Origin of the sequence: Paenibacillus sp. BR1-192, assembly GCF_029542445.1 — a bacterium.
Lineage (GTDB): Bacteria > Bacillota > Bacilli > Paenibacillales > Paenibacillaceae > Paenibacillus_AQ > Paenibacillus_AQ lautus_A.
In genome coordinates this window covers 1,351,498-1,370,088 of sequence record NZ_CP120718.1, presented here as the reverse complement: position 1 = coordinate 1,370,088, position 18,591 = coordinate 1,351,498, and the positions used below count along the sequence as shown (strand labels likewise).

General features: G+C 50.5%; 16 protein-coding genes. 7 read left to right on the top strand and 9 right to left on the bottom strand.

The window, feature by feature from the left end:
- Position 1: 1 nt before the first annotated feature.
- From P0X86_RS05800 to P0X86_RS05770, 7 genes are all read left to right on the top strand, one after another.
- The gene (locus tag P0X86_RS05800; protein WP_277748055.1) at positions 2–799 is read left to right on the top strand and encodes an ATP-binding cassette domain-containing protein; all 798 of its coding nucleotides are present in this window, start codon (positions 2–4) and stop codon (positions 797–799) included.
- Between the two features lie 229 nt (positions 800–1,028).
- Positions 1,029–2,045, top strand: coding sequence for an ABC transporter substrate-binding protein (locus P0X86_RS05795; RefSeq protein ID WP_277748054.1), 1,017 nt, complete (start codon positions 1,029–1,031; stop codon positions 2,043–2,045).
- Positions 2,042–2,941, top strand: a complete 900-nt coding sequence (locus P0X86_RS05790; protein ID WP_277748053.1) for an aliphatic sulfonate ABC transporter substrate-binding protein — start codon at positions 2,042–2,044, stop codon at positions 2,939–2,941. The genes P0X86_RS05795 and P0X86_RS05790 overlap by 4 nt, the downstream gene beginning before the upstream one ends.
- Position 2,942: 1 nt before the next feature.
- Positions 2,943–4,085, top strand: a complete 1,143-nt coding sequence (locus P0X86_RS05785; protein WP_277748052.1) for an LLM class flavin-dependent oxidoreductase — start codon at positions 2,943–2,945, stop codon at positions 4,083–4,085.
- Between the two features lie 27 nt (positions 4,086–4,112).
- Complete coding sequence (locus P0X86_RS05780; RefSeq protein ID WP_277748051.1) at positions 4,113–5,099, top strand: ABC transporter substrate-binding protein; 987 nt, start codon at positions 4,113–4,115, stop codon at positions 5,097–5,099.
- 364 nt (positions 5,100–5,463) lie between these two features.
- The gene (locus P0X86_RS05775; protein ID WP_277748050.1) at positions 5,464–6,126 is read left to right on the top strand and encodes a hypothetical protein; all 663 of its coding nucleotides are present in this window, start codon (positions 5,464–5,466) and stop codon (positions 6,124–6,126) included.
- A gap of 177 nt (positions 6,127–6,303) precedes the next feature.
- Positions 6,304–6,549: a hypothetical protein gene (locus P0X86_RS05770; protein WP_277748049.1), complete on the top strand. Its 246-nt coding sequence runs from the start codon at positions 6,304–6,306 to the stop codon at positions 6,547–6,549.
- A 44-nt stretch (positions 6,550–6,593) separates the two neighbouring features.
- Here the strand turns inward: P0X86_RS05770 and P0X86_RS05765 are convergent, their stop codons facing one another.
- From P0X86_RS05765 to P0X86_RS05725, 9 genes are all read right to left on the bottom strand, one after another.
- Positions 6,594–7,301: a nuclease-related domain-containing protein gene (locus P0X86_RS05765; RefSeq protein WP_277748048.1), complete on the bottom strand. Its 708-nt coding sequence runs from the start codon at positions 7,299–7,301 to the stop codon at positions 6,594–6,596.
- A 572-nt stretch (positions 7,302–7,873) separates the two neighbouring features.
- Entirely contained in the window at positions 7,874–9,955 is a 2,082-nt protein-coding gene (locus P0X86_RS05760) for an alpha-glucuronidase family glycosyl hydrolase (RefSeq protein ID WP_277748047.1), read from the bottom strand.
- Between the two features lie 15 nt (positions 9,956–9,970).
- Positions 9,971–11,593 (bottom strand): response regulator transcription factor, encoded by a 1,623-nt coding sequence (locus P0X86_RS05755; RefSeq protein WP_277748046.1) that lies wholly within the window; start codon positions 11,591–11,593, stop codon positions 9,971–9,973.
- 309 nt (positions 11,594–11,902) lie between these two features.
- Positions 11,903–13,228: an ABC transporter substrate-binding protein gene (locus P0X86_RS05750; protein WP_277748045.1), complete on the bottom strand. Its 1,326-nt coding sequence runs from the start codon at positions 13,226–13,228 to the stop codon at positions 11,903–11,905.
- Between the two features lie 112 nt (positions 13,229–13,340).
- A complete protein-coding gene (locus P0X86_RS05745) occupies positions 13,341–15,062 on the bottom strand; it encodes a cache domain-containing sensor histidine kinase (protein ID WP_277748044.1) in 1,722 nt (573 codons plus the stop codon).
- A 111-nt stretch (positions 15,063–15,173) separates the two neighbouring features.
- Entirely contained in the window at positions 15,174–16,019 is an 846-nt protein-coding gene (locus P0X86_RS05740; protein ID WP_036661820.1) for a carbohydrate ABC transporter permease, read from the bottom strand.
- Positions 16,016–16,969 carry a carbohydrate ABC transporter permease gene (locus tag P0X86_RS05735; RefSeq protein WP_277748043.1) on the bottom strand — a complete coding sequence of 318 codons (954 nt, stop codon included), beginning with the start codon at positions 16,967–16,969 and terminating at the stop codon, positions 16,016–16,018. Before P0X86_RS05735 ends, P0X86_RS05740 begins: the two co-directional genes overlap by 4 nt.
- Before the next feature lie 286 nt (positions 16,970–17,255).
- Complete coding sequence (locus P0X86_RS05730; protein ID WP_277748042.1) at positions 17,256–18,008, bottom strand: superoxide dismutase family protein; 753 nt, start codon at positions 18,006–18,008, stop codon at positions 17,256–17,258.
- A gap of 125 nt (positions 18,009–18,133) precedes the next feature.
- Complete coding sequence (locus P0X86_RS05725) at positions 18,134–18,574, bottom strand: YhfM domain-containing protein (RefSeq protein ID WP_277748041.1); 441 nt, start codon at positions 18,572–18,574, stop codon at positions 18,134–18,136.
- Between the last annotated feature and the right edge of the window lie 17 nt (positions 18,575–18,591).

Here is an 18,591-nt window from a genome sequence, read left to right as displayed (position 1 = left end):
TGTGTCGACCCTGAAATCCTCTACCCATGGTGTGCATCTTCGTATAACCCAATTACAGAAAAGCTTTGGCGAACAGCCTGTACTTCGAGGCATTGAGCTGGACGTGAAGCCGGGAGAGTTCATAGCCATCATCGGGCGAAGCGGCTGCGGGAAAAGCACGCTATTGCGCGTGATCGCCGGATTGGAGCCCGCCACGTCGGGAGGCATATGGATCAATGACCATCCGGTCCACCATATTCATGCCGAAACCCGGATGATGTTTCAAGACGCCAGGCTGCTGCCCTGGAATAAGGTCATCGATAATGTAGCGATCGGACTCCGAAAAGAAGACCGTCATAAAGCCGAAGCCGCTTTAGATCAGGTTGGGCTCGGTGCTCGGGCCAATGAATGGCCGTCCGTGCTCTCCGGCGGTCAGAAGCAGCGCGTCGCCTTAGCCAGAGCGTTAGCCAGCCAACCTAAATTATTGCTGCTCGATGAGCCTTTAGGCGCGTTGGATGCATTGACCCGTATTGAAATGCAGCAATTAATCGAATCGCTATGGCAGCAGCAGCCATTTACGACCGTTTTAATTACGCACGATGTCGAAGAGGCTGTCGTCTTGGCCGATCGCGTGGTCCTCATTGAGGAAGGCCGGATCGCGATGGATCGAGCCGTCCCTTTCCCGCGCCCCCGTCAACGGGGAAATGCCGAAGTGGCCGCATTCATCGATCACATCCTGAAACGGGTCTTGGGCATAACCGAAGTGGCAAGCCGGCATGAAGCAGAAGACCTCCCCTATCCATTAAAGAAAGGTTCATAGGTGTCTGACACCATTCCGCTTGGGAGGGGATTTCGATCACCATTTCTTGAAGGAGGTGGATCACAAGCGAGCGTTTGACCGGACGTGAAATCGTAAGAAAAACGTCTATCGACGTACTTTCAAAGAAGACAGACCGCGTTTAGCGGTAGTTTTCCTTACGATATCAGGCAGCAGATTCTCCGAAGTTTATACTTTCTGATATCTAGAAAAAGAAAGGAGCCCAGAAAGCATGCCCAACATCGATAGTCCGCAAGAAATCGTAAAAGAAATTAGGATTACCCGCTGCCCCGTTCCGACAGCAGCCAGTTTGGCCCTTGACCTCGGGCTTCTTAATCAAGAGCTTGAAAAGTCCGGATGTACGGCAGCTGAACTAACGAGAGACACCCGTCAAGCTTTGCCTGATGCGCATTTTAATCACACCTTGCCATTCCTGGTGCGGGAAGGCGGCAACATCCCTGCTTTATGGGCACGCTCAACTGGAAGCGATACGCGGCTGATCGGACTAAGCTGGGTCGATGAATATCAAGCCATCCTTACCCTTCCCGACTCGGATATTCAGGAGCCTGGCGATCTCCGCGGAAAACGAATCGGAATTCCTCGTCATCGTTATTTAGAGATCGATTTTCGGGCGGCCCAAGCGCTTCGCGGTTTTCATAATGCCCTCTCGCTTGCGAATCTAGCGCTGAATGACGTCAACATCATTGATCTTGAAGCCGTTCGCGAAGGAAGACGGGATTCGTGGAATACCGAAATCGAGGCGCTGCAGCGGCGTGAAATCGATGCTGTTTTTGTCAAAGGAGCTACCGGGCTGGAGGCCGCCCGTACGGTCGGCCTGAAGGAAGTGATCGAGCTCGGGTTCCATCCGGATCCGCTGGTGCGAGTCAACAATGGCGTGCCCCGAACTGTAACGGTCGATACGGCTTTAACGGAGCAGGAGCATATCGTGGAACATATTCTCACCTCTCTGCTTCGCGCCGCCGATTGGTCCAAAGATCATCCCGAGGATTTCATTCGGGTCGTTACGAAGGAAACCGGCGCTTCCTCCGAATATGTAGCTTCCGCTTATCGCAATATTTCCCTTCGACCGGCACTGCGTGAAGACTATTTAAGGGCACTTGATGCCCAGAGCAGGTTCCTGTTCGAGCATGGTTTCCTCCCGAATCCCGTGAATATATGGGACTGGATTTTGCCAGAACCGTTAGCCGCAGCTGAACAAAACATTGCCAAAGGAGTGTCCCTCACATGACTCAAACGAAAGCAGACGTAACCATCGGCGTTCATCCTAATAATCATTCGTTATTCGTATTGCGGCGCTTAGGCTTTTTGGAAGAGCTTCTTAAAGATCTTAACGCAACCGTTGCTTGGGTTGATTACACCGACGGAGCAAGGACGCCACTGCGGATTGCTTCCGGCGAAATCGACTTCGGAGGTACAGGGTCTACGCCGCCCTTAACCGCGCAGGCTTCGGGAATCGATATTGTGTACGTTGCGGTATCGAATCCTCGTACAGCCAGCGGCGCCTTAGTCGTGCGCAAGGAATCGCCGGTTCAATCCGTTGCGGATTTGAAAGGCTTGCGCATTGCGCTGTCCGAAGGGTCCTGGCATACGAGTTTTCTGGCAACCGCCCTCGATAAGGCAGGCCTTCTATATGATGATGTCGCCCGTGCGGATATAGGCAATGAGGGGGCAAAGGCACTGCTGGCCGGCGAAGTGGAGGCTTGGGTCGGCAACGATCCGCAGCTGACGGAGCTGCATAACAAAGGTCTCGTTCGCACGCTGGTGCCGCTTGAGTCGCATATCTCTCACCGTTCCGTATGGTTTGCCAGCCGGGATTTCGCGACGAATCAGCCGCAGCTGCTCCAGGCCGTAGTTGAAGCGCTGCAGGAAGCAGATCAATGGATTCAAGACAACACGCGCGAAGCGGCAGAGCTGTTTGCACGGGACTTGCCCGATTGGCCTTCCGTGGATTCATGGGAAGCTGCGCTTCGGCGGAGACCTTGGGGGCTGCAGCCGATTACCGAGGAATTCATATCTGAACAGCAGCGGGTGGCCGATCTGTTAGCACGCCAGCACATTTTGCCGAAAGAAATTGTCGTTTCAGATGCCGTGTTACCTGCACCCGTAGAAATTGGAGGAGAATAGAATGGCTGCACATAACGAGAACATTGAAGTGTACTGGTATTTAACCGCGCCGGATGGCCGCAGTCCTTGGTCAACGGAGGGTGCACGCAAAATCGATTTGCCTTACCTGAGGCAGATTGCCTCGGCTGTCGACCAATTGGGATTTACCGGCGCATTGCTGGCAACGGGCCCGCATGATACGTGGGTGCTTGGCTCCTCCCTGATTTCCAGCACGAACAACATGCGTTTTCTCATCGCTGTGCATCCGCCGCTGATTTCCCCCGTGCTCGCCGCGAAAATGGCGCAAACCTTCGATGATTTCTCCGGAGGACGCGTCCTATTAAACATCGTGAACGGGAACACGGCGCAGATGCGCGCTTATGGATCAACGCTTGGGCATGATGAACGTTATGCCTACACGGAAGAATGGATTCAGGTGTGGAAACAAGCGGTGGCCGGAGAAAGCCTGGATTTCCATGGCAAGTATATTACGGCCGAAGGCAAAGCTTTGCAGCTCTCTTCCACGCAGAAGCCAACGCCGCCCCTATGGTTCGGCGGATCGTCGCAAGCGGCTCACCTCACGGCAGCCAAGCATATCGATACGTACCTGAGCTGGGGCGAAACGCCTCCGCAAGTTGCCGAGAAGATCAAAGATCTTCAAGCTTTAGCTGCCGAGCAAGGCCGTACGATGCGGTATGGCATCCGGCTGTATCTGATCGTGCGCGATACGGATGAAGAAGCATGGCAAGAAGCGGATCGGCTGCTTAAGACGATGGATCCGCACACCGTGGAGCATATGCAAAACGTTCTGCGAAACAGCGATTCGGTGGGGCAGCAGCGCATGCTACGCAATCACAACGGCCAAATTCCTAAAGACGCGAGGGAGCTCGAAATTTATCCGGATTTATGGGCCGGGATGAGTCTGGTACGACCAGGTCCGGGCACAACGATCGTTGGCAGTCCGGCAACCGTTCTGGCGCGCTTAAGAGAGTATCAGGATGCGGGCATTTCAACGTTTATTTTCTCCGGCGTTCCACTGCTTGAAGAAGCTTACCGTGTCGGAGAATACATCCTGCCCCATCTACTCGATAACCGTCAGGCTGTGACCACACCGAAACAAGAAGAACAGGAGAAGGTCTTCACGTGGGCTCATAACATCCACTAAATGATCCGGCGAAAAGGGAAGTGTCCTATGCGAAAAATAAGCTTACATGTACTATTAGTAATTCTGTTAGTTACGTTATCGGCTTGCGGTAACGCCGGCCAAGCGAAACAAGCCACTGCTGAGGATGACGCCGTACCCGTTCGTCTTGGCATACTGCGCAGTGCCCAGCCATTAAGTTTATCCGAGGAAGGCGGGCCGCTGTATAAAAGGCTGGAAGCAGCCGGGGCGAGCATTGAAAAGACCGGCGGTTTCGCCGCCATGTCGCCAGCGATCGAGGCGTTAAACGCCGGTTCGATCGATATTACGATCGGCTCCATTACGGCAGCCATCAGCGCACTTGTCGGAGGCTCTTCGGAATTTACGATTTTTACGAAGCAGCCTGGCGATCAAGATAATCAAGGCATTGTAGCCAAGCCGGAAGCCGGCTTCAAGGGTCCTTCTGATCTCCGGGGTAAAAAGATCGCCGTCAACCGCGGCGGCACGGGCGAATACTTACTATATAAAGCGCTGGAGAAAGGCGGACTCGATGCAAGCGAAGTCGAGATTGTCTATCTTCCGCCAACGGAAGCGGGACCCGCCTTTGAGAGCGGGCAAGTCGACGCTTGGGCGACATGGGGTTCGTTCACGGCCGTGGCGCTTGTCGACTTCGGTGCAGAGCTGGTCATTTCCGCAGGCGATATCGATTCCGATAATGATACGGTGTATATTGTGCGAAACGGCTTCCTGAAGGAGCATCCTGAACTCGTCCATGATGTGTTCGAAGGCTTGAATGAAGAGTCCTCTCTTCTATCCGACGACGTCGATCACACCGTCCAATTAATTCAGGACATCCAAGGCGTCTCCGAACCCGTCGCTCGTCAGCAGCTAGAAGGCTCTTTATTCCCGTTTGACCCGATTGATGACACCGTACGCCAACGTTGGCAAGCGGTCGCCGATTATATGTTTGATAAAGGGATTATTCCGAATGAAGTGGATGTCCTGCCCAATACGGTGGATGTGAGGACGTTGAAGTGAAGCCGCTTGAGGAAGGCTAGAGGAGCGGTGAGCTTCGAGCATTGCTCGGTGTAATAATTCCAATATGCTACCCTTCGAGGGCACGAGGTCTGCTTAGGACTTGGTGTCCTTTTTTTCATGTTCATAATATCAATCGGACGGTCCATGCAGAAAGTTGTGATGGATCTTCAAGTTCTGGATTTGGCTTTCAATTAAAGGTAACTTTTCACGCAGGCCATTAAGGATTTTTGATCCGTCTTCACTTTCGCCCGTCCCTACGTATCGTCTAGCTTGCATTATACAATGAATTCCATTAACTTAGTTTTGATAGCTTCATATATTAACCATGATTGTACATGCCGTTGTAAGGAGGATTGGGAAAGGCGTGATTCGCAAAAAGAACCGATATCTCATAGCCATCTTCATGGCCTTCGCTGCCCTTTTTACCGGTTGCAGCACGTCCGTCAAACAAACTGTCCCGCTGAACACGGACCCCGAATCGATATTAAGCGTAATCTATGATTTGGAAGGGATTAAATCCGCAGGATCCGTGAACACGGAACCTTTGACCGAAATCTCGGAGATCGAAGAAAATATCAGCATCCGCTACCAATACGTTTTCTTGGTGAAAGATGCCGTCAATCAGAATAATCAAGCCGTTCCAGATCGGCTGTATGTCGTTTCCGCGGTCGAGAATACGAGGAAGGATCGGGAAATCAGCATCCAGTACATCGACGGCTCCATCAATGGGGAAATAGTTAAGAACAACCCGCGGCACCTTCCCATTACCGTAAACCTATGCACGGATGATTCCAAGTCTCCTTGCGGGGCTGATGATTCGAAGACTTATCAAGCGAATGCGGTTGTTTTTTCGTTGGACCAATTCCCCGCATTTCGTTCGCATGGCAATGTCGTAGATATTAGTGTTAAGTATGCATTAGGCAAAAATAAAAAAGAGCTTCGCGAGCAATTTCTAAGTGATTCGGGGTTGCAGGATACTGGCAAGGCTGTCGTTTCCCTGAGGCTGCCGGACACATTCGTGAAATAACAAGAAGTACGACGAACAATATGAATCCGTTGATTCGAGGGCACGAGGTCTGCTTAGGACTTGGTGTCTTTTTTTCTGCTTTACGATTGACCTAGCATTGAACAAAAAATAGTCACCCATTCAAATTTCAAGCGACGTCACTTTCTAAGGAGCTTATAAATAAAGATGATCAGGGCAATGAACGAGAAACCGGAAACTATAAAATATAAAATTGCATTTCCTGAATCAGGTTCAGGTGGCTCACCTACTGGTCCAGTTGCTGGTATGGGAGGATTAAGATTTAAATATCCTACCCTTAAACTTAAAATCATGATTAAAAACGTTAAGATGCAAGCAATTAAAAGTTTAATCTTATCCATAATACCCCCTATATTTTTAATATTTATAGTAGGAAAATGCTTAAGTTCATCGCCTGGAGTCTAATTTTGACGATGGGACTATACAGCAGAGCGGCAATTATTTTTCGACTATTTTTTCGCCCTCTCAACACTACTGGCCTTCTCTACATGCTCATCCCGAATCTTCGGATCAGTGATATTCGCTACATTCAATGATTGATAGAACTTCTGAATATCCGACTCTGTTAGAACCGGTTCCGTCTTCTCGGCTTGAATCCGGTTCATTTTACGCTGGATATATTCGGACAGTTCAACGTCGTACACGATCAGCTCGTCCGATTGAATTTTTCTTAGCTCAGGGTCAACACTAAATCGGCAACGCATCGTGAAAGAAACGAGTGATATATATCGACTCTCTTGGTAGTCGGGGAGTAAGCTTTTAATTGCTTGAATATGACCGTAATTCTGCATAAACGGGTTGTACATTTTAAACCGGTTGCTCACTGTCCAAGATTTATTGTTTCTGGTCCCCTTAATCTCTCCGTTGTAGTTCTTTGTCTCGATTACAAATATTCCTTGCGGGGTAATGACCACGTGGTCGATCTGCGAATACCCGGTACGAGACTTCGGATTTGCCACCATTAAATCACTTACGTATTTACACCCTTTAGGGAGCTGATCTAGCTGAATGTTAATCTTATGCTCTCCCAGCTCTCCGATACGGGTTGGCCGAACTTTAGGCTTAGGTTTGCTGCTGGATGTCTTGGTTTTACTAGGTTGGGTAGGCTTTTTATCTGGAGTGTTGGACTTGAACATCGACATTAATTTCTTTATCATGTTGAAGCTCCGTTCTTATATGATGTTGAGAATAAGCGCCTTCAAGCGATTGCACTAGCAAGGGCGATTCATTTTAAATTATCAAACTCCTCTTAATCGTTTCAGAACATCAATCGACGATCCTCGTCAACATATACATCCATTCGCCAGAAATCTATGAATCCCTTCTATAGAATCATTGTAGATTATTCTTTAACTTCACCATCATTACCAATGACCTGTTATTAATACGAATTACAGGGAACCAAATCTTTATGTTGTTTAATCCTCTTATGTGTATCGGGATCGCAGCATTCATCAGTTTTTTGCCTCCCTTCCCGTACTTCTCCTTAATTTCATCATAAAACTCTAAAACTTTATCACTCGTTAAACCTAGCTTCTCAATGACTTGTTTAACGGCCGGCTAACCGCAAGCATATCTGCAAGTTCTTCCAACGACTCCTTTGAACTTTGAGCGACAAAGTATCCCTACGACTCTTCTTTGAGCTTTATGATCAATTCTTTCCTATCTTACACCCACAACAAAAAAGACCCCGAATTCCAACCAAGGTTGAAATTCAAGGCCCCTCCCCCTACGAATAAATCACGCGATGATGCTCATCTGCTATCCCCGATTTTCGATAAAAATACGTATTGATGACATCGCGCCATTCCTTTGCACTCTCCAGTTGTTCCAGCAAGCGCTGTTTAACATGCAGGAAGCGCTGCCGATCAAGCTTAGGCTCCAAGGCATCCCAGCGTGCGAGCCACCGCTCCACCTGCTCGACCCCTGCAAAATGAGTGTCATAAATATGCTGAATGACCGTCTTGCCGGACTTTAACACATGAGTATATGGAACATGGTGGAAAAATAACAGCAATTCATCCGGGCAAGTCTCCAGTCGTTCATATATCGACGCATTGGCGCCAATATATTGGCCGGCGTACCCCGTTCCCGTCGCCTGCGTCCTGTCAACGCCGATCCCGTCGCGGTCCGCGAAATGATACGTTCCCCATTTGGAGTATTCATAGCCGTCCACGTCAGGGCCGTAGTGAACATGCGGCACGACCATCCAGCCCACGCCAAGCGGAGAGGTATAATTCTCGTAGACCGGCCACGATTCCATCAGAATGTCCATCACGTTCCTCGTCACATCCGGATCGGGTCCAAAGGTCATCCGGGTCCATTCCTCGCCGATTTCCTCCGCCGTCAGCTCCGGATTCCACAGCAAGCGGCCATAGCCGTAAAGATTGGACTGGGCAAGGTAGTGACCGGTCCAGTTGAGGTCATCCCCAATATTGGACACGGCTGTTATGCCGCTGTGCTGATAGGGATACACTTGTCCGGCCACAATATCTTTGACCTTGCTGCCCTCCCCTTGGCATAGCGTATCGAATTCCAGCACCTCTTTCCATTGCGGAATCAAATAGCATACATGCCTTTGCTGTCCCGTATACTCCTGCGTAATCTGAAATTCCAGCAGTTGATTCGTTCGCTCCATCGCTCCAAACAATGGCGATACCGGCTCTCTGACCTGAAAATCCATCGGACCGTTCTTGATCTGCAGGATCACATTGTCCTTGAATTTCCCGTCCAGCGGTTTGAAATGATCATATGCGGCTCGGGCGCGGTCCGTCTGGCGATCCCGCCAATCCTGATGGCAATCGTACACGAAGCATCTCCATAAGACGAGTCCGCCGTAAGGCTCCAGCGCTTCTGCCAGCATATTGGCTCCATCCGCATGATGGCGTCCATAAGTAAACGGGCCGGGACGGTTCTCCGAGTCTGCCTTGACCAGAAATCCGCCAAAGTCAGGAATGGTTCGGTAAATATCGGCCGCTGTCTGCTTCCACCAATTCTGAACGGCCGGTTCTAACGGGTCAGCCGTGGACATATCCCCCAGCTCGATCGGCGCAGCAAAGTTCACGCTGAGGTAGAGGCTGATGCCGTAATCGCGGAACACATCCGCTACGCGTGCCACATCCGGTAGCAATTGAGGCGTGATCAGCTTCGTCTCGGTCTGATGCACATTCACATTATTGATCGTGATTCCGTTAATCCCGACAGAGGCCAGCATTCTGGCGTACGCCCGGACACGAGTCAGATCGGAGACAATTGCATTGTCCTTATAAAATATCGATCGGCCCGCATATCCGCGCTCAATGGTTCCGTCCATATTGTCCCACTGATTCACCATGCGAAGCCGGTACTTCGGATGTTCGATCAGATCAAGCGCTTCGTTCGCTTGGCCCGTCTGCAGCAGACGCATAAAATGAAAGACCCCGTACAGAAGTCCCCTGTCCGATCCTCCTGCAATGAATATGTAATCCTGGTCTCCTCTTACGACGCGACGTATGATGTAGCCTTCATCTCCCACACGTCCGGCTTCCTCGGCTTCCCGCGAGCCGTCAAGCAAAGTCCTTTCAATGCTCCCCAGCGTCCCTGCGATCAAGCAGCGGCCAGTATCCATCTCTTCACGAAGTAAGGGCTGCTCACCTGTCAGCAGAGCAATGCCTGTGGTCAACTCCTCAATCGCTGTACGAAATACTTGCGAAGAAACCGCCTGCGCGGTCACGATCTTGCCCAAATAGCTTTCCAGCGGCTTGATTGCCGCAGCATGCTTCAGCGAGCTCCCATCAACCTGCAACCATGCCGGATCATAACTGCTGTTCATAATGCCTCCTCATGATCATTTCACGAGCTCCGTCGGATTCATGCCCGTGAATTTCTTAAATACCGTGCTGAAATACGGAATGTTTTTATATCCGACCTGTTCTGCCACTTGGTACACCAATGCATTTTTCTCCATCAGCAGCTCACGGGCCTTCTCGACCCGCACTCTGGTCAAATAATTGTTGAACGTTTCTCCCGTCAAATTCTTAAAAATCATCGACAAGTAGTTTCTCGAAATATATACCTTATCCGCCAGTCCCCCAAGCGTGAGATCTTCGGCATAGTGCTCGTGAATGTACTCGATCATAAAGTCGACAGCCTGGCGGTGCTTTCCGTTCCCGCCCCATTCGCGACTGCCGAACACGAGCCCGATCTTGGTGATCAGCCATTCCGCAAGCTCGGATGGACGCTGCAGCTTCGCTATTTCGCGCGTAATGCTGTCATTTGGGAAGAAATCGTCAACGACGGTCCCCGTCTCATAGAAAGCGAAAGCGATAATTCCCCACAGTTCCCCTGCCAGCATGCTGACATATGGTTTGGTGATGCCCTCTTGCTGTTCCAATCGCTTCATATAGTCCCTGATGATCGTTTGTGCTTGATGTTCTTGCGAAGTTCGAATCGAACCGGCCAGCTCCAGGTAAAGCTTAACAGGACGCACGGGAGGCTTGGCCTCTGCATTGCCCGGCTCCTGTGCACAGTAGACATACAGCTCATACTCCGGAACCGCCGGCTGCGTATTCACATCGATCGCACGAAAGGCTTCTTCTGTCGAGATACCGATTTCCCTTATACTGCTCTTACGATCACCGATGCCGATTCGGAGCTTCAGCTTCAAGTAGTTCTGCACACAGTCGATTAATCGGACACCCAGCTGCTCCAGCTGCTGCCGCACTCGCTCGGCAGACTCCGTTCGATCATGATGAATAATGACCACGGAGCGGTTGGTGTGGAGATCCGTATGGTCGAAGCGGGGGAATGCCGCCTGGGTAATTTCGCACACCATATTGCTGATTGCAAATCGAAGGAGGCTCCAGTCCGGCAAGCTTAGATTAGCTGCCCGTTGATCGGAGATCAGCTCGATGCCAATGACCGTATGATCGAAATCGGACCAATACCGATAAGGCTCCGGGATTTCCGTTTGGAGACCTGAATGTTGCAGTGCACCTGCTGCGGCCGATTTGACCCACTCCTTCTCCACGAAGGGCTCGTAAAGCTGCAGCTTCTGGAGCAGTTCATCCTGCTTCATGCGCAGCTCTTCCTGCTCCTCCAAATCGGATATGGCTTCATTTAAAACAGACTTCAGCGTCGGAAGGCTGATCGGCTTGGATAAGTAATCGCTCACGTTCAGACGCAAGGCTTGACGGGCATACTCAAAGTCCGAGTAACCACTCAGAATGATCACTTTTCCTGAATAGCCGGTATTCTTCCGCAGCTGCTCGATCATATCCAGACCATTCATGACAGGCATATATAAATCGGTAATCACGATGTCGGGGCTGGCCGATTCAATCATTTCAAGCCCTTCTTCCCCGTTCAAAGCTTCTCCCGCCCACTCTGCATTCAGTTCATCCCAAGGGATGGCTTTTCGGATTCCCTGCAGCACGGCGCGGTCGTCATCAACGATTCCTATCTTCCACATCTGAAGATCCTCCTTCTTATTTGCAAAAAGGCAATGCCTCACATTAACGGTAATACGCCATGCCCGATCGGCGATAAAACCGCTTAGGCATGACGTAAACCGGGAATAGACCGGAAACTATAAGCTGAAATAATGATTTGGATGCAGGGCAAGTACGTAAAATGTTCCTACGATCGCTGTTGCTCCCGGATTTTTGGATTTTATATTAAGCGGTAAAAATCCGGTCACAAAGGCGACCACTTCCGTTTCTTCGGAATCATTTTACTCCCTTGCTTGCATCCATCTAGTTCTCATCTCATTTTATATGATCTATTCATATTCCTGCGCGGCCTTCTTCAACGATTCATAGGCCTTCTCCGGTGTTGTTCTGCCGAAGCTCAGCTCATCCCGGACGAGCGGGAAGTCTTTGTCGATGAAGTTCACCCATCCTTCCGGCCCTGTCGTAAATATCTGTCCGTCCGGCGTCGTTGCGTCAATCAGTTTCATCCCGACCTTTTCGCCCTCCGGAAGATTCGGAATGAGCGACTCGGCGATCTTGGCATTGGCAGGCACACCACGAGCGGTTCCAAGGATAGCCCCTGCCTCCGGATCATTGATGAACCAGTCGATGAACTTTGCCGCTTCTTCCTTGTGCTTGGAATTAGGCGAAAGACTGAAGTACATGGACGGCTTCAGCCAGCCTCCCGCTTCCTCGGCCCGCGGCATCGTGACCAGATCGTACGCCCCTTCCTTCATGCTGTCCCATGTGGTGTAGTTATTGGAGAAGGAGTAGCGGAATAAGATCTTGCCGTTGACCAGCAGGTCTGCCGTCGGATCCATTTCCTTGTCGGATGCGTTCAAATCGGCTGGAGGTATAAGTCCGTCCTTGCGCAGCTGTTCAAACTTCTTGGTCCATTCCAGGAAAGTCGCTTCATCAATATTGAATTTGCCGTCTTCCGTAATCAAGGTACCTTTACCCTTGGCATAGTGATACGCACTGAACATAAAGTAGTTGCCGGCATAATCCAGCGTGAAATATTGGCCTTCCGCCAGTTTAGGCTTTACCTCTTCCGCCAATGCGAAGAAATCATCCCAGGTCCAGCCGTCTGTCGGCATCGTTGCGCCCAGCTTCTCAAGAGCCGCCTTGTCGTAGATCATCCCAAAAGCAACCGATCCCAGCGGCACGCCATATTGCTTGCCGTCTCTCTGCCCGATCGGCAGCAGGCTCGGCGTCAATTCATCCAGTTTAACCTTGGTGTCGAGCTCTTCGAGTTGGTTGCGGGATGTCCAGTCCGAAACCCAGCCCGGGTCCATTTGGAAAATATCCGGCTCGTTATGCGCCGCTGCCTGCGTGGAGAGTTTATCCAGGTAACCGTCCATCCCGGAATATTCAGGCTCGAAGGTTACGTGCGGATTTTTCTCCGTATATACCTCCAATGCCTTCAGTGTAGCTTCGTGACGCGGCTGCGAACCCCACCACATAATCCGCAGCTTGACATTTTCCGCCGCCGAACCGCTTTCGGCCTGTGTATTGTTCTTGGTTGAGGTTGTGCTTTCCGTGCTTGAGTTGGTGCTTCCGTTACCGCCGCATGCCGCCACCAGCAAGGAGAACACCATCCATAACGCGACAATCTGCAATCGCTTCCATTTGTTCATGCCGACTTCCCCCTAAAACAATATATTGTGGTCAATATGTATCCTATCAATTCCGAGATGACTGGAGTATAAGAGAGATGCACAATTTATTATAAAATCGTCTGATTATGCTTTACCGCTGTGCTTCCTCAAGCCTTGGAAAGGCGATCGATACAACCACTCCTCCATTCTCTCCATCTTTAACGAGGATCTCATAATCATCGTTGAAGAACGCCGAGAACCGCTCTCTCACATTCCGGATCCCGTAACCTCCTTTGCGGCGATGGCTCCCTTTGTTCTGAGGAGCAAGCCCACTTCCGTCGTCGATAATCGTCATTCGGATCCGGCTGCCCTCTTCCTCTGCCTTAATATGAATTCGGCCGTTTTGCCTTGAATTAAATCCATGAATGATTGAATTTTCGACGAAAGGCTGGAGCGTCATTTTGGGAATGAATAAGTTGCGGATTTCCTGGGAGGCATGCACCTCGTATTCCAGACCGTCTTCCCACCGGATCTGCTGGATTTCCAAATAGCATGCGACGTGAGTCAGCTCTTCTTCAATCGTAATAAAGCTTTCTCCATGCGATAATCCGATGCGGAACATGCGGCCCATCAGCTCCAAAATGCGACTCATCTTCTCCTGTCCCTCCGCAATCGCCATCCAGTTCAGCTGGTCCAAGGTGTTATATAGAAAATGCGGATTAATATTGGCTTGGAGCGCTTCGATTTCCGCCTTCCGCTGCTGCTCGTAACGCTGCGCAAGGGATGCGTACAAAGCCTGGATTCTCTCATTCAGTCTGCGAAACCCTGCAAACAGAATGCCGAATTCATTCGTGTAATCACCGGCCAGCTCAGCTTGTCTCCCACCGACATCGTAATTCTTCATAGCTCTCACTAACTGGGCGATCGGCTTCAACAATTGCCTGCTTAGCCATAGCGTTAACAAGAACGCCAGCAATAGGGCTCCGATGCCGATGGTAATAATGGCTCCAGCCAGCTTGACGCTGCCTGACGTAATTCTCTCCCACGGGGTAATCTCCACCAGCATCCAGTTGGAGTCGGCGACTTTGGAATAGACGACCAGTGACTCGACGCCATGCTGCGTATGCAGCCGTGACACACCGGATTGGTCCGTGAACCGCAAATCCTGCTCCTGCAATCCGGCATCCCTCATTGATTTCCCGACGCTCAGCAGCTCCCTGCCGTTCAGATCCAGCAGCATCCGGTTGGAATCTTTGGAATATCCCTCGAGAATCCCGCGGATCCAATCGGCTTTCACATGGACGACAAGAATGCCCAAGTACCGGGAGTTGTTGTACACCTTGCGGGAAAAGCTGAGCACAGGCACGTTCCCATTATAGGTCGTTAAATCATGCTCCTCTGACCAGGAAAAGTCATTGTTCTGCAGCAAAGGATACCATGGCTTTGTCGCAGCCTCCGTTAATCCATGGAACTGAATATAGCTCTGCCGATCCCCCCACTCCGGCTGTTCCATATATAAATCGATGGCCTGAATTTGCGGAATCGAATAGGTTAGATGAGCCAGCGCTTCTTGTATGCCCTTGGACCTCCTGTAGTGGTTGAACTCATCTTCTTTTCCCGACAGAAACGTAAGTAAATCATTGTCCCTGGACGTGGTCAGCGATATCTGCTCGATCGACGTCAGACGGCCCGTAATTTCGTTGTTCAGCTCCTCGAGCAGTCTTTTTTGATAATAAGACGTGTTTTCAGCCAATTCCCGCGAAGTCATGACATAACTGGTCCATACCGTGATCGCCAGCACAATCGTGATCAGCCCTGCAAAGCAAATAATAAACAGGGAATCGATCCGGTATCTTTTGAAGGGATTGATCATAATTCTCATCCTCCATGCTTTACATTCCTATCAGAAAAAAACATTGAAGCTGTGCGGCGTACCGCTGCCTCAATGTTTCCTCATTTTATAATATAACGGTAGAGCTAGCTACTACCCTTTTAGTCCTGTGGTAGCTACACCCTCCACAAAGTATTTCTGGGCAAAGATAAACAGCAATGTAGCCGGTAGAATGGATACGAGAGACATCGCCAGCAATTGTCCCCATTCCGCGCCGCCTTGCGAATCGTTAATCATCCGTAAAGCCAAGCCAACCGTATATTTGTCGACGGAATTAATGTACAGGAGATGGCCAAGGAAATCATCCCAGTTCCATAGGAAGCAGAAGATAATGACCGTCACGATGGAAGGCTTCATCAAGGGCATCACAATTCTCCAATAAATCCCGAACCAGCTGCATCCGTCGATCTTGGCCGATTCATCCAGCTCCCGCGGGATCCCGCGTATGAATTGAACGAGCAGGAAGACGAAGAAGGTTCCTCCCGCTCCTCCCGCTAATGCATGGGGCACGATAAACGGCAGGTAGGTGTTGACCCAACCAAATTGGTGGAACATCGCATATTGCGGAATGATGAGCACTTGGCCCGGCAGCATCAGCGTAAGCATGAGCAGCGAAAACCAGAAGCCTCGAAGCGGAAAGTCCAGCCTTGCAAATCCGAAGGCAACCAGCGTACAGGAAATCACCGTCACAATGATCACCGCAGTAATTAAATAGAACGTATTCAAATAGAAGTCGGTAAAGGTGAACCCCGGAACGGAATTCCATCCGTTGATGTAATTGGACCATTGCGGCACGGACGGGAAGATGGATGGGGAACTGAGCTCCTGATTCGTTTTCAGCGAAGCGCCAATCCACCAAATGACCGGATAAACCATAATCAAGCTGAACATAATGAGGACCGAATGGCGGATCACGGGGTTCCATTTGCGTCTGGTCATTTTCCTTTCCCTCCTTGGCTCTCGGATTCGTAGAATACCCAGTATTTCGAAGTCAGGTTAATGATCACGGCGGCAGCCACAATCAAGATCAGCATGATCCAGGCCAAGGAAGAAGAATAACCCAACTGATAACGGCTGAATGCCCGTTCATACAGGTATAACGCATAGACATAGGTAGAGTTCATCGGCCCGCCGCCGGTGATAACGTAAGCAGGCGTAAACATCTGGAAGGAGTTAATGACCCCCATGATGAGATTGAAAAATAACGTGGGTGACAGCATCGGAAGCGTGATTTTGAAAAATTGCTTTAGCTTGCCCGCGCCATCCACCGCGGAGGCTTCATATAGATCATTCGGAATCTGCTTCAGGCCCGCGAGGAAAATCACCATCGATGAACCGAATTGCCATACCGACAAGCCAATGAGAGACCATAATGCGGTATCCGGGTTCGTGACCCAGCCCGTTCCGGGAATTCCGAAGAATCCAAGCACTTGGTTGAAGAAGCCGTCCACGCCGAAAATATTTTTCCATAGCAGGGAAACCGCGATGCTCGCCCCGATCAAGGAAGGGAAATAAATGGCCGTTCGATAGACGGATATCCCGCGCACGGCCTTTTTTAGCAGGAGAGCAACCATCAGCGCGGCAATTAGCTTCAGCGGCACCGAGGCGAGTACATAATAAAACGTGAGCTTGAGTGATTGGGCAAATTTGTCGTCCGCCGTAATGATGCGCTCGTAATTGTCTAAGCCGACCCACTCGATCGGCTTCATGAGGGTGTAATTTGTGAAGGAATAGTACAGGGACAATAGCATCGGATAGGCTGTCAACGCCAGAAATCCGATCAGCCAAGGGGAAATAAACAGATAACCTGCAAGGGGAGAGTCCCAGCGCTTGCGAAATGGCTTTTTGCGAACAGGTGTTTCGGATGCTAAAGATGTTGCTCGTTCCATGAATTCACTCTCCTTTTCCGTACCTTAAGTATAGAAGGAGAGCCGCCGGGAACTACATGAGACAATTGCTCAAAATCATTCAATATTTTCAGAATGTGTCGTCAGAAACGAATACGACCAAGAACCCCACCGCGTCGAAGCAAGTAATTCAATTTTATCTTGCGGCGTTAATTCTCCAGGTGCACTTGAACCAGCATAACTTAACAAAAAAACGCACCTCTCCGTGGAGATGCGTTTTTCACTGAATCTCATATGCTGCAAACGGATGCACTATCAACTTGCCAGATTACTCGGGTATATTCCCGCCCACCACACGGTCGCCGGAATTGCCCGCCGGGTCGATAACATTGTCATCCTCGCCGGCATGAATGATCAGCGAGCGCCCCAGCACCGAGTTCGGCTGGTTCTTTTCCAGCGTGCCATGCTGAATGATCGTCTCCGCTTCCACGGTGCCGTCTGCGCCCACGACCAGGTTCGGCATGTCGCCGACATGGCTTCCTTGCGGATTCTCCAGGCCATGATGCTTGTGGGTCGGATTAAAATGCCCTCCGGCAGATTTGAAATCCGTTCCCTGAATCGCATTCTCATGCACATGGAACCCATGCTTGCCTGGAGTGAGGCCGGATGCGGAAATCTTCACCTTCACCCCGTCATGGATCTGCTCCAAGGTAGCGGAACCAACCGGCTTGCCCGCCGCATTGTACAGCTTGACTACAGGCTGCCCCAAGGATTCTTTTCTGGAAGCCTCGCCCCAGTACACGGGTTGGTTAACCGGATCTGAAACCATGCGAGCTGGCGCATCGCTGCTGTCGGTAGGAATCTTAGAATCCGAGGTCGCCGTCCCTTGTTTCTCAGATGGGCCGTCAGCGGTGGCGTTGTCCTTGCCGTTAACGAAGTGGCTTATTTTAGACATCGCGTGTTGAATCGTACCTAAGGTCCCTTCGGGATTCGCAGCAGCGAACATAATCCCTATAATCAGCAGGGCTCCGGCCAGAAACGCTCCAGCCATATATTTTAACTTGTTGGTCAACTTTTTCACTTCATCGCCTCCTGAATGATGATATCATTCATCTCCCAATCGACTGATTTTATACATCCAAATCGTTATTTTATGGGATATGAGGCATTCGGCGTTTGGTCAAAGAGAGGGGCTCGATAAGGGCTTTAACGCCCCTCTGGCAAAATAAGCTCTCTCATCCGATCGGTATGTTTGGCGGAAACCACATATACATCTTCTCCCCATTCCTTGAACCCGTAGCTGAACACACTTTCCTGACCCTCTTCCCCCAACCACAGCTTGATGGCATGGATCGGAGATGGCTGGGCATAGACGACCATCACGTCGTAATCCGGGTCCGTTCGTTTGGCATCTTCCGGCTGCTTGCGGGCGGTACGGATCGCTTCCTCAAACGCTCTTACATCTTTCGCTTCCTTAAAGGACAACAGTGTATCCCCATTCATCTCGTCCCATGTCTCGAACGTTGAAATCCGAATCTCGGCAACCTTTTCATCAAGTAGCTGCATCGTCTCCCAACCGGGTTCCTTCTCGCAGCCTACCAATAGAGCCGTCATGTAAAGCATCATGAACATGAGTAATCGCTTCATTAAACCGTCCTTCCTTA

Coding starts and splice junctions, on each gene's coding strand:
- P0X86_RS05790 (WP_277748053.1), top strand. CDS start 2,042: ATGACTCAAACGAAAGCAGACGTAACCATCGGCGTTCATCCTAATAAT.
- P0X86_RS05745 (WP_277748044.1), bottom strand. CDS start 15,062: ATGATCAATCCCTTCAAAAGATACCGGATCGATTCCCTGTTTATTATT.
- P0X86_RS05725 (WP_277748041.1), bottom strand. CDS start 18,574: ATGAAGCGATTACTCATGTTCATGATGCTTTACATGACGGCTCTATTG.
- P0X86_RS05760 (WP_277748047.1), bottom strand. CDS start 9,955: ATGAACAGCAGTTATGATCCGGCATGGTTGCAGGTTGATGGGAGCTCG.
- P0X86_RS05740 (WP_036661820.1), bottom strand. CDS start 16,019: ATGACCAGACGCAAATGGAACCCCGTGATCCGCCATTCGGTCCTCATT.
- P0X86_RS05795 (WP_277748054.1), top strand. CDS start 1,029: ATGCCCAACATCGATAGTCCGCAAGAAATCGTAAAAGAAATTAGGATT.
- P0X86_RS05755 (WP_277748046.1), bottom strand. CDS start 11,593: ATGTGGAAGATAGGAATCGTTGATGACGACCGCGCCGTGCTGCAGGGA.
- P0X86_RS05780 (WP_277748051.1), top strand. CDS start 4,113: ATGCGAAAAATAAGCTTACATGTACTATTAGTAATTCTGTTAGTTACG.
- P0X86_RS05765 (WP_277748048.1), bottom strand. CDS start 7,301: ATGATAAAGAAATTAATGTCGATGTTCAAGTCCAACACTCCAGATAAA.
- P0X86_RS05785 (WP_277748052.1), top strand. CDS start 2,943: ATGGCTGCACATAACGAGAACATTGAAGTGTACTGGTATTTAACCGCG.
- P0X86_RS05750 (WP_277748045.1), bottom strand. CDS start 13,228: ATGAACAAATGGAAGCGATTGCAGATTGTCGCGTTATGGATGGTGTTC.
- P0X86_RS05735 (WP_277748043.1), bottom strand. CDS start 16,969: ATGGAACGAGCAACATCTTTAGCATCCGAAACACCTGTTCGCAAAAAG.
- P0X86_RS05770 (WP_277748049.1), top strand. CDS start 6,304: ATGAACGAGAAACCGGAAACTATAAAATATAAAATTGCATTTCCTGAA.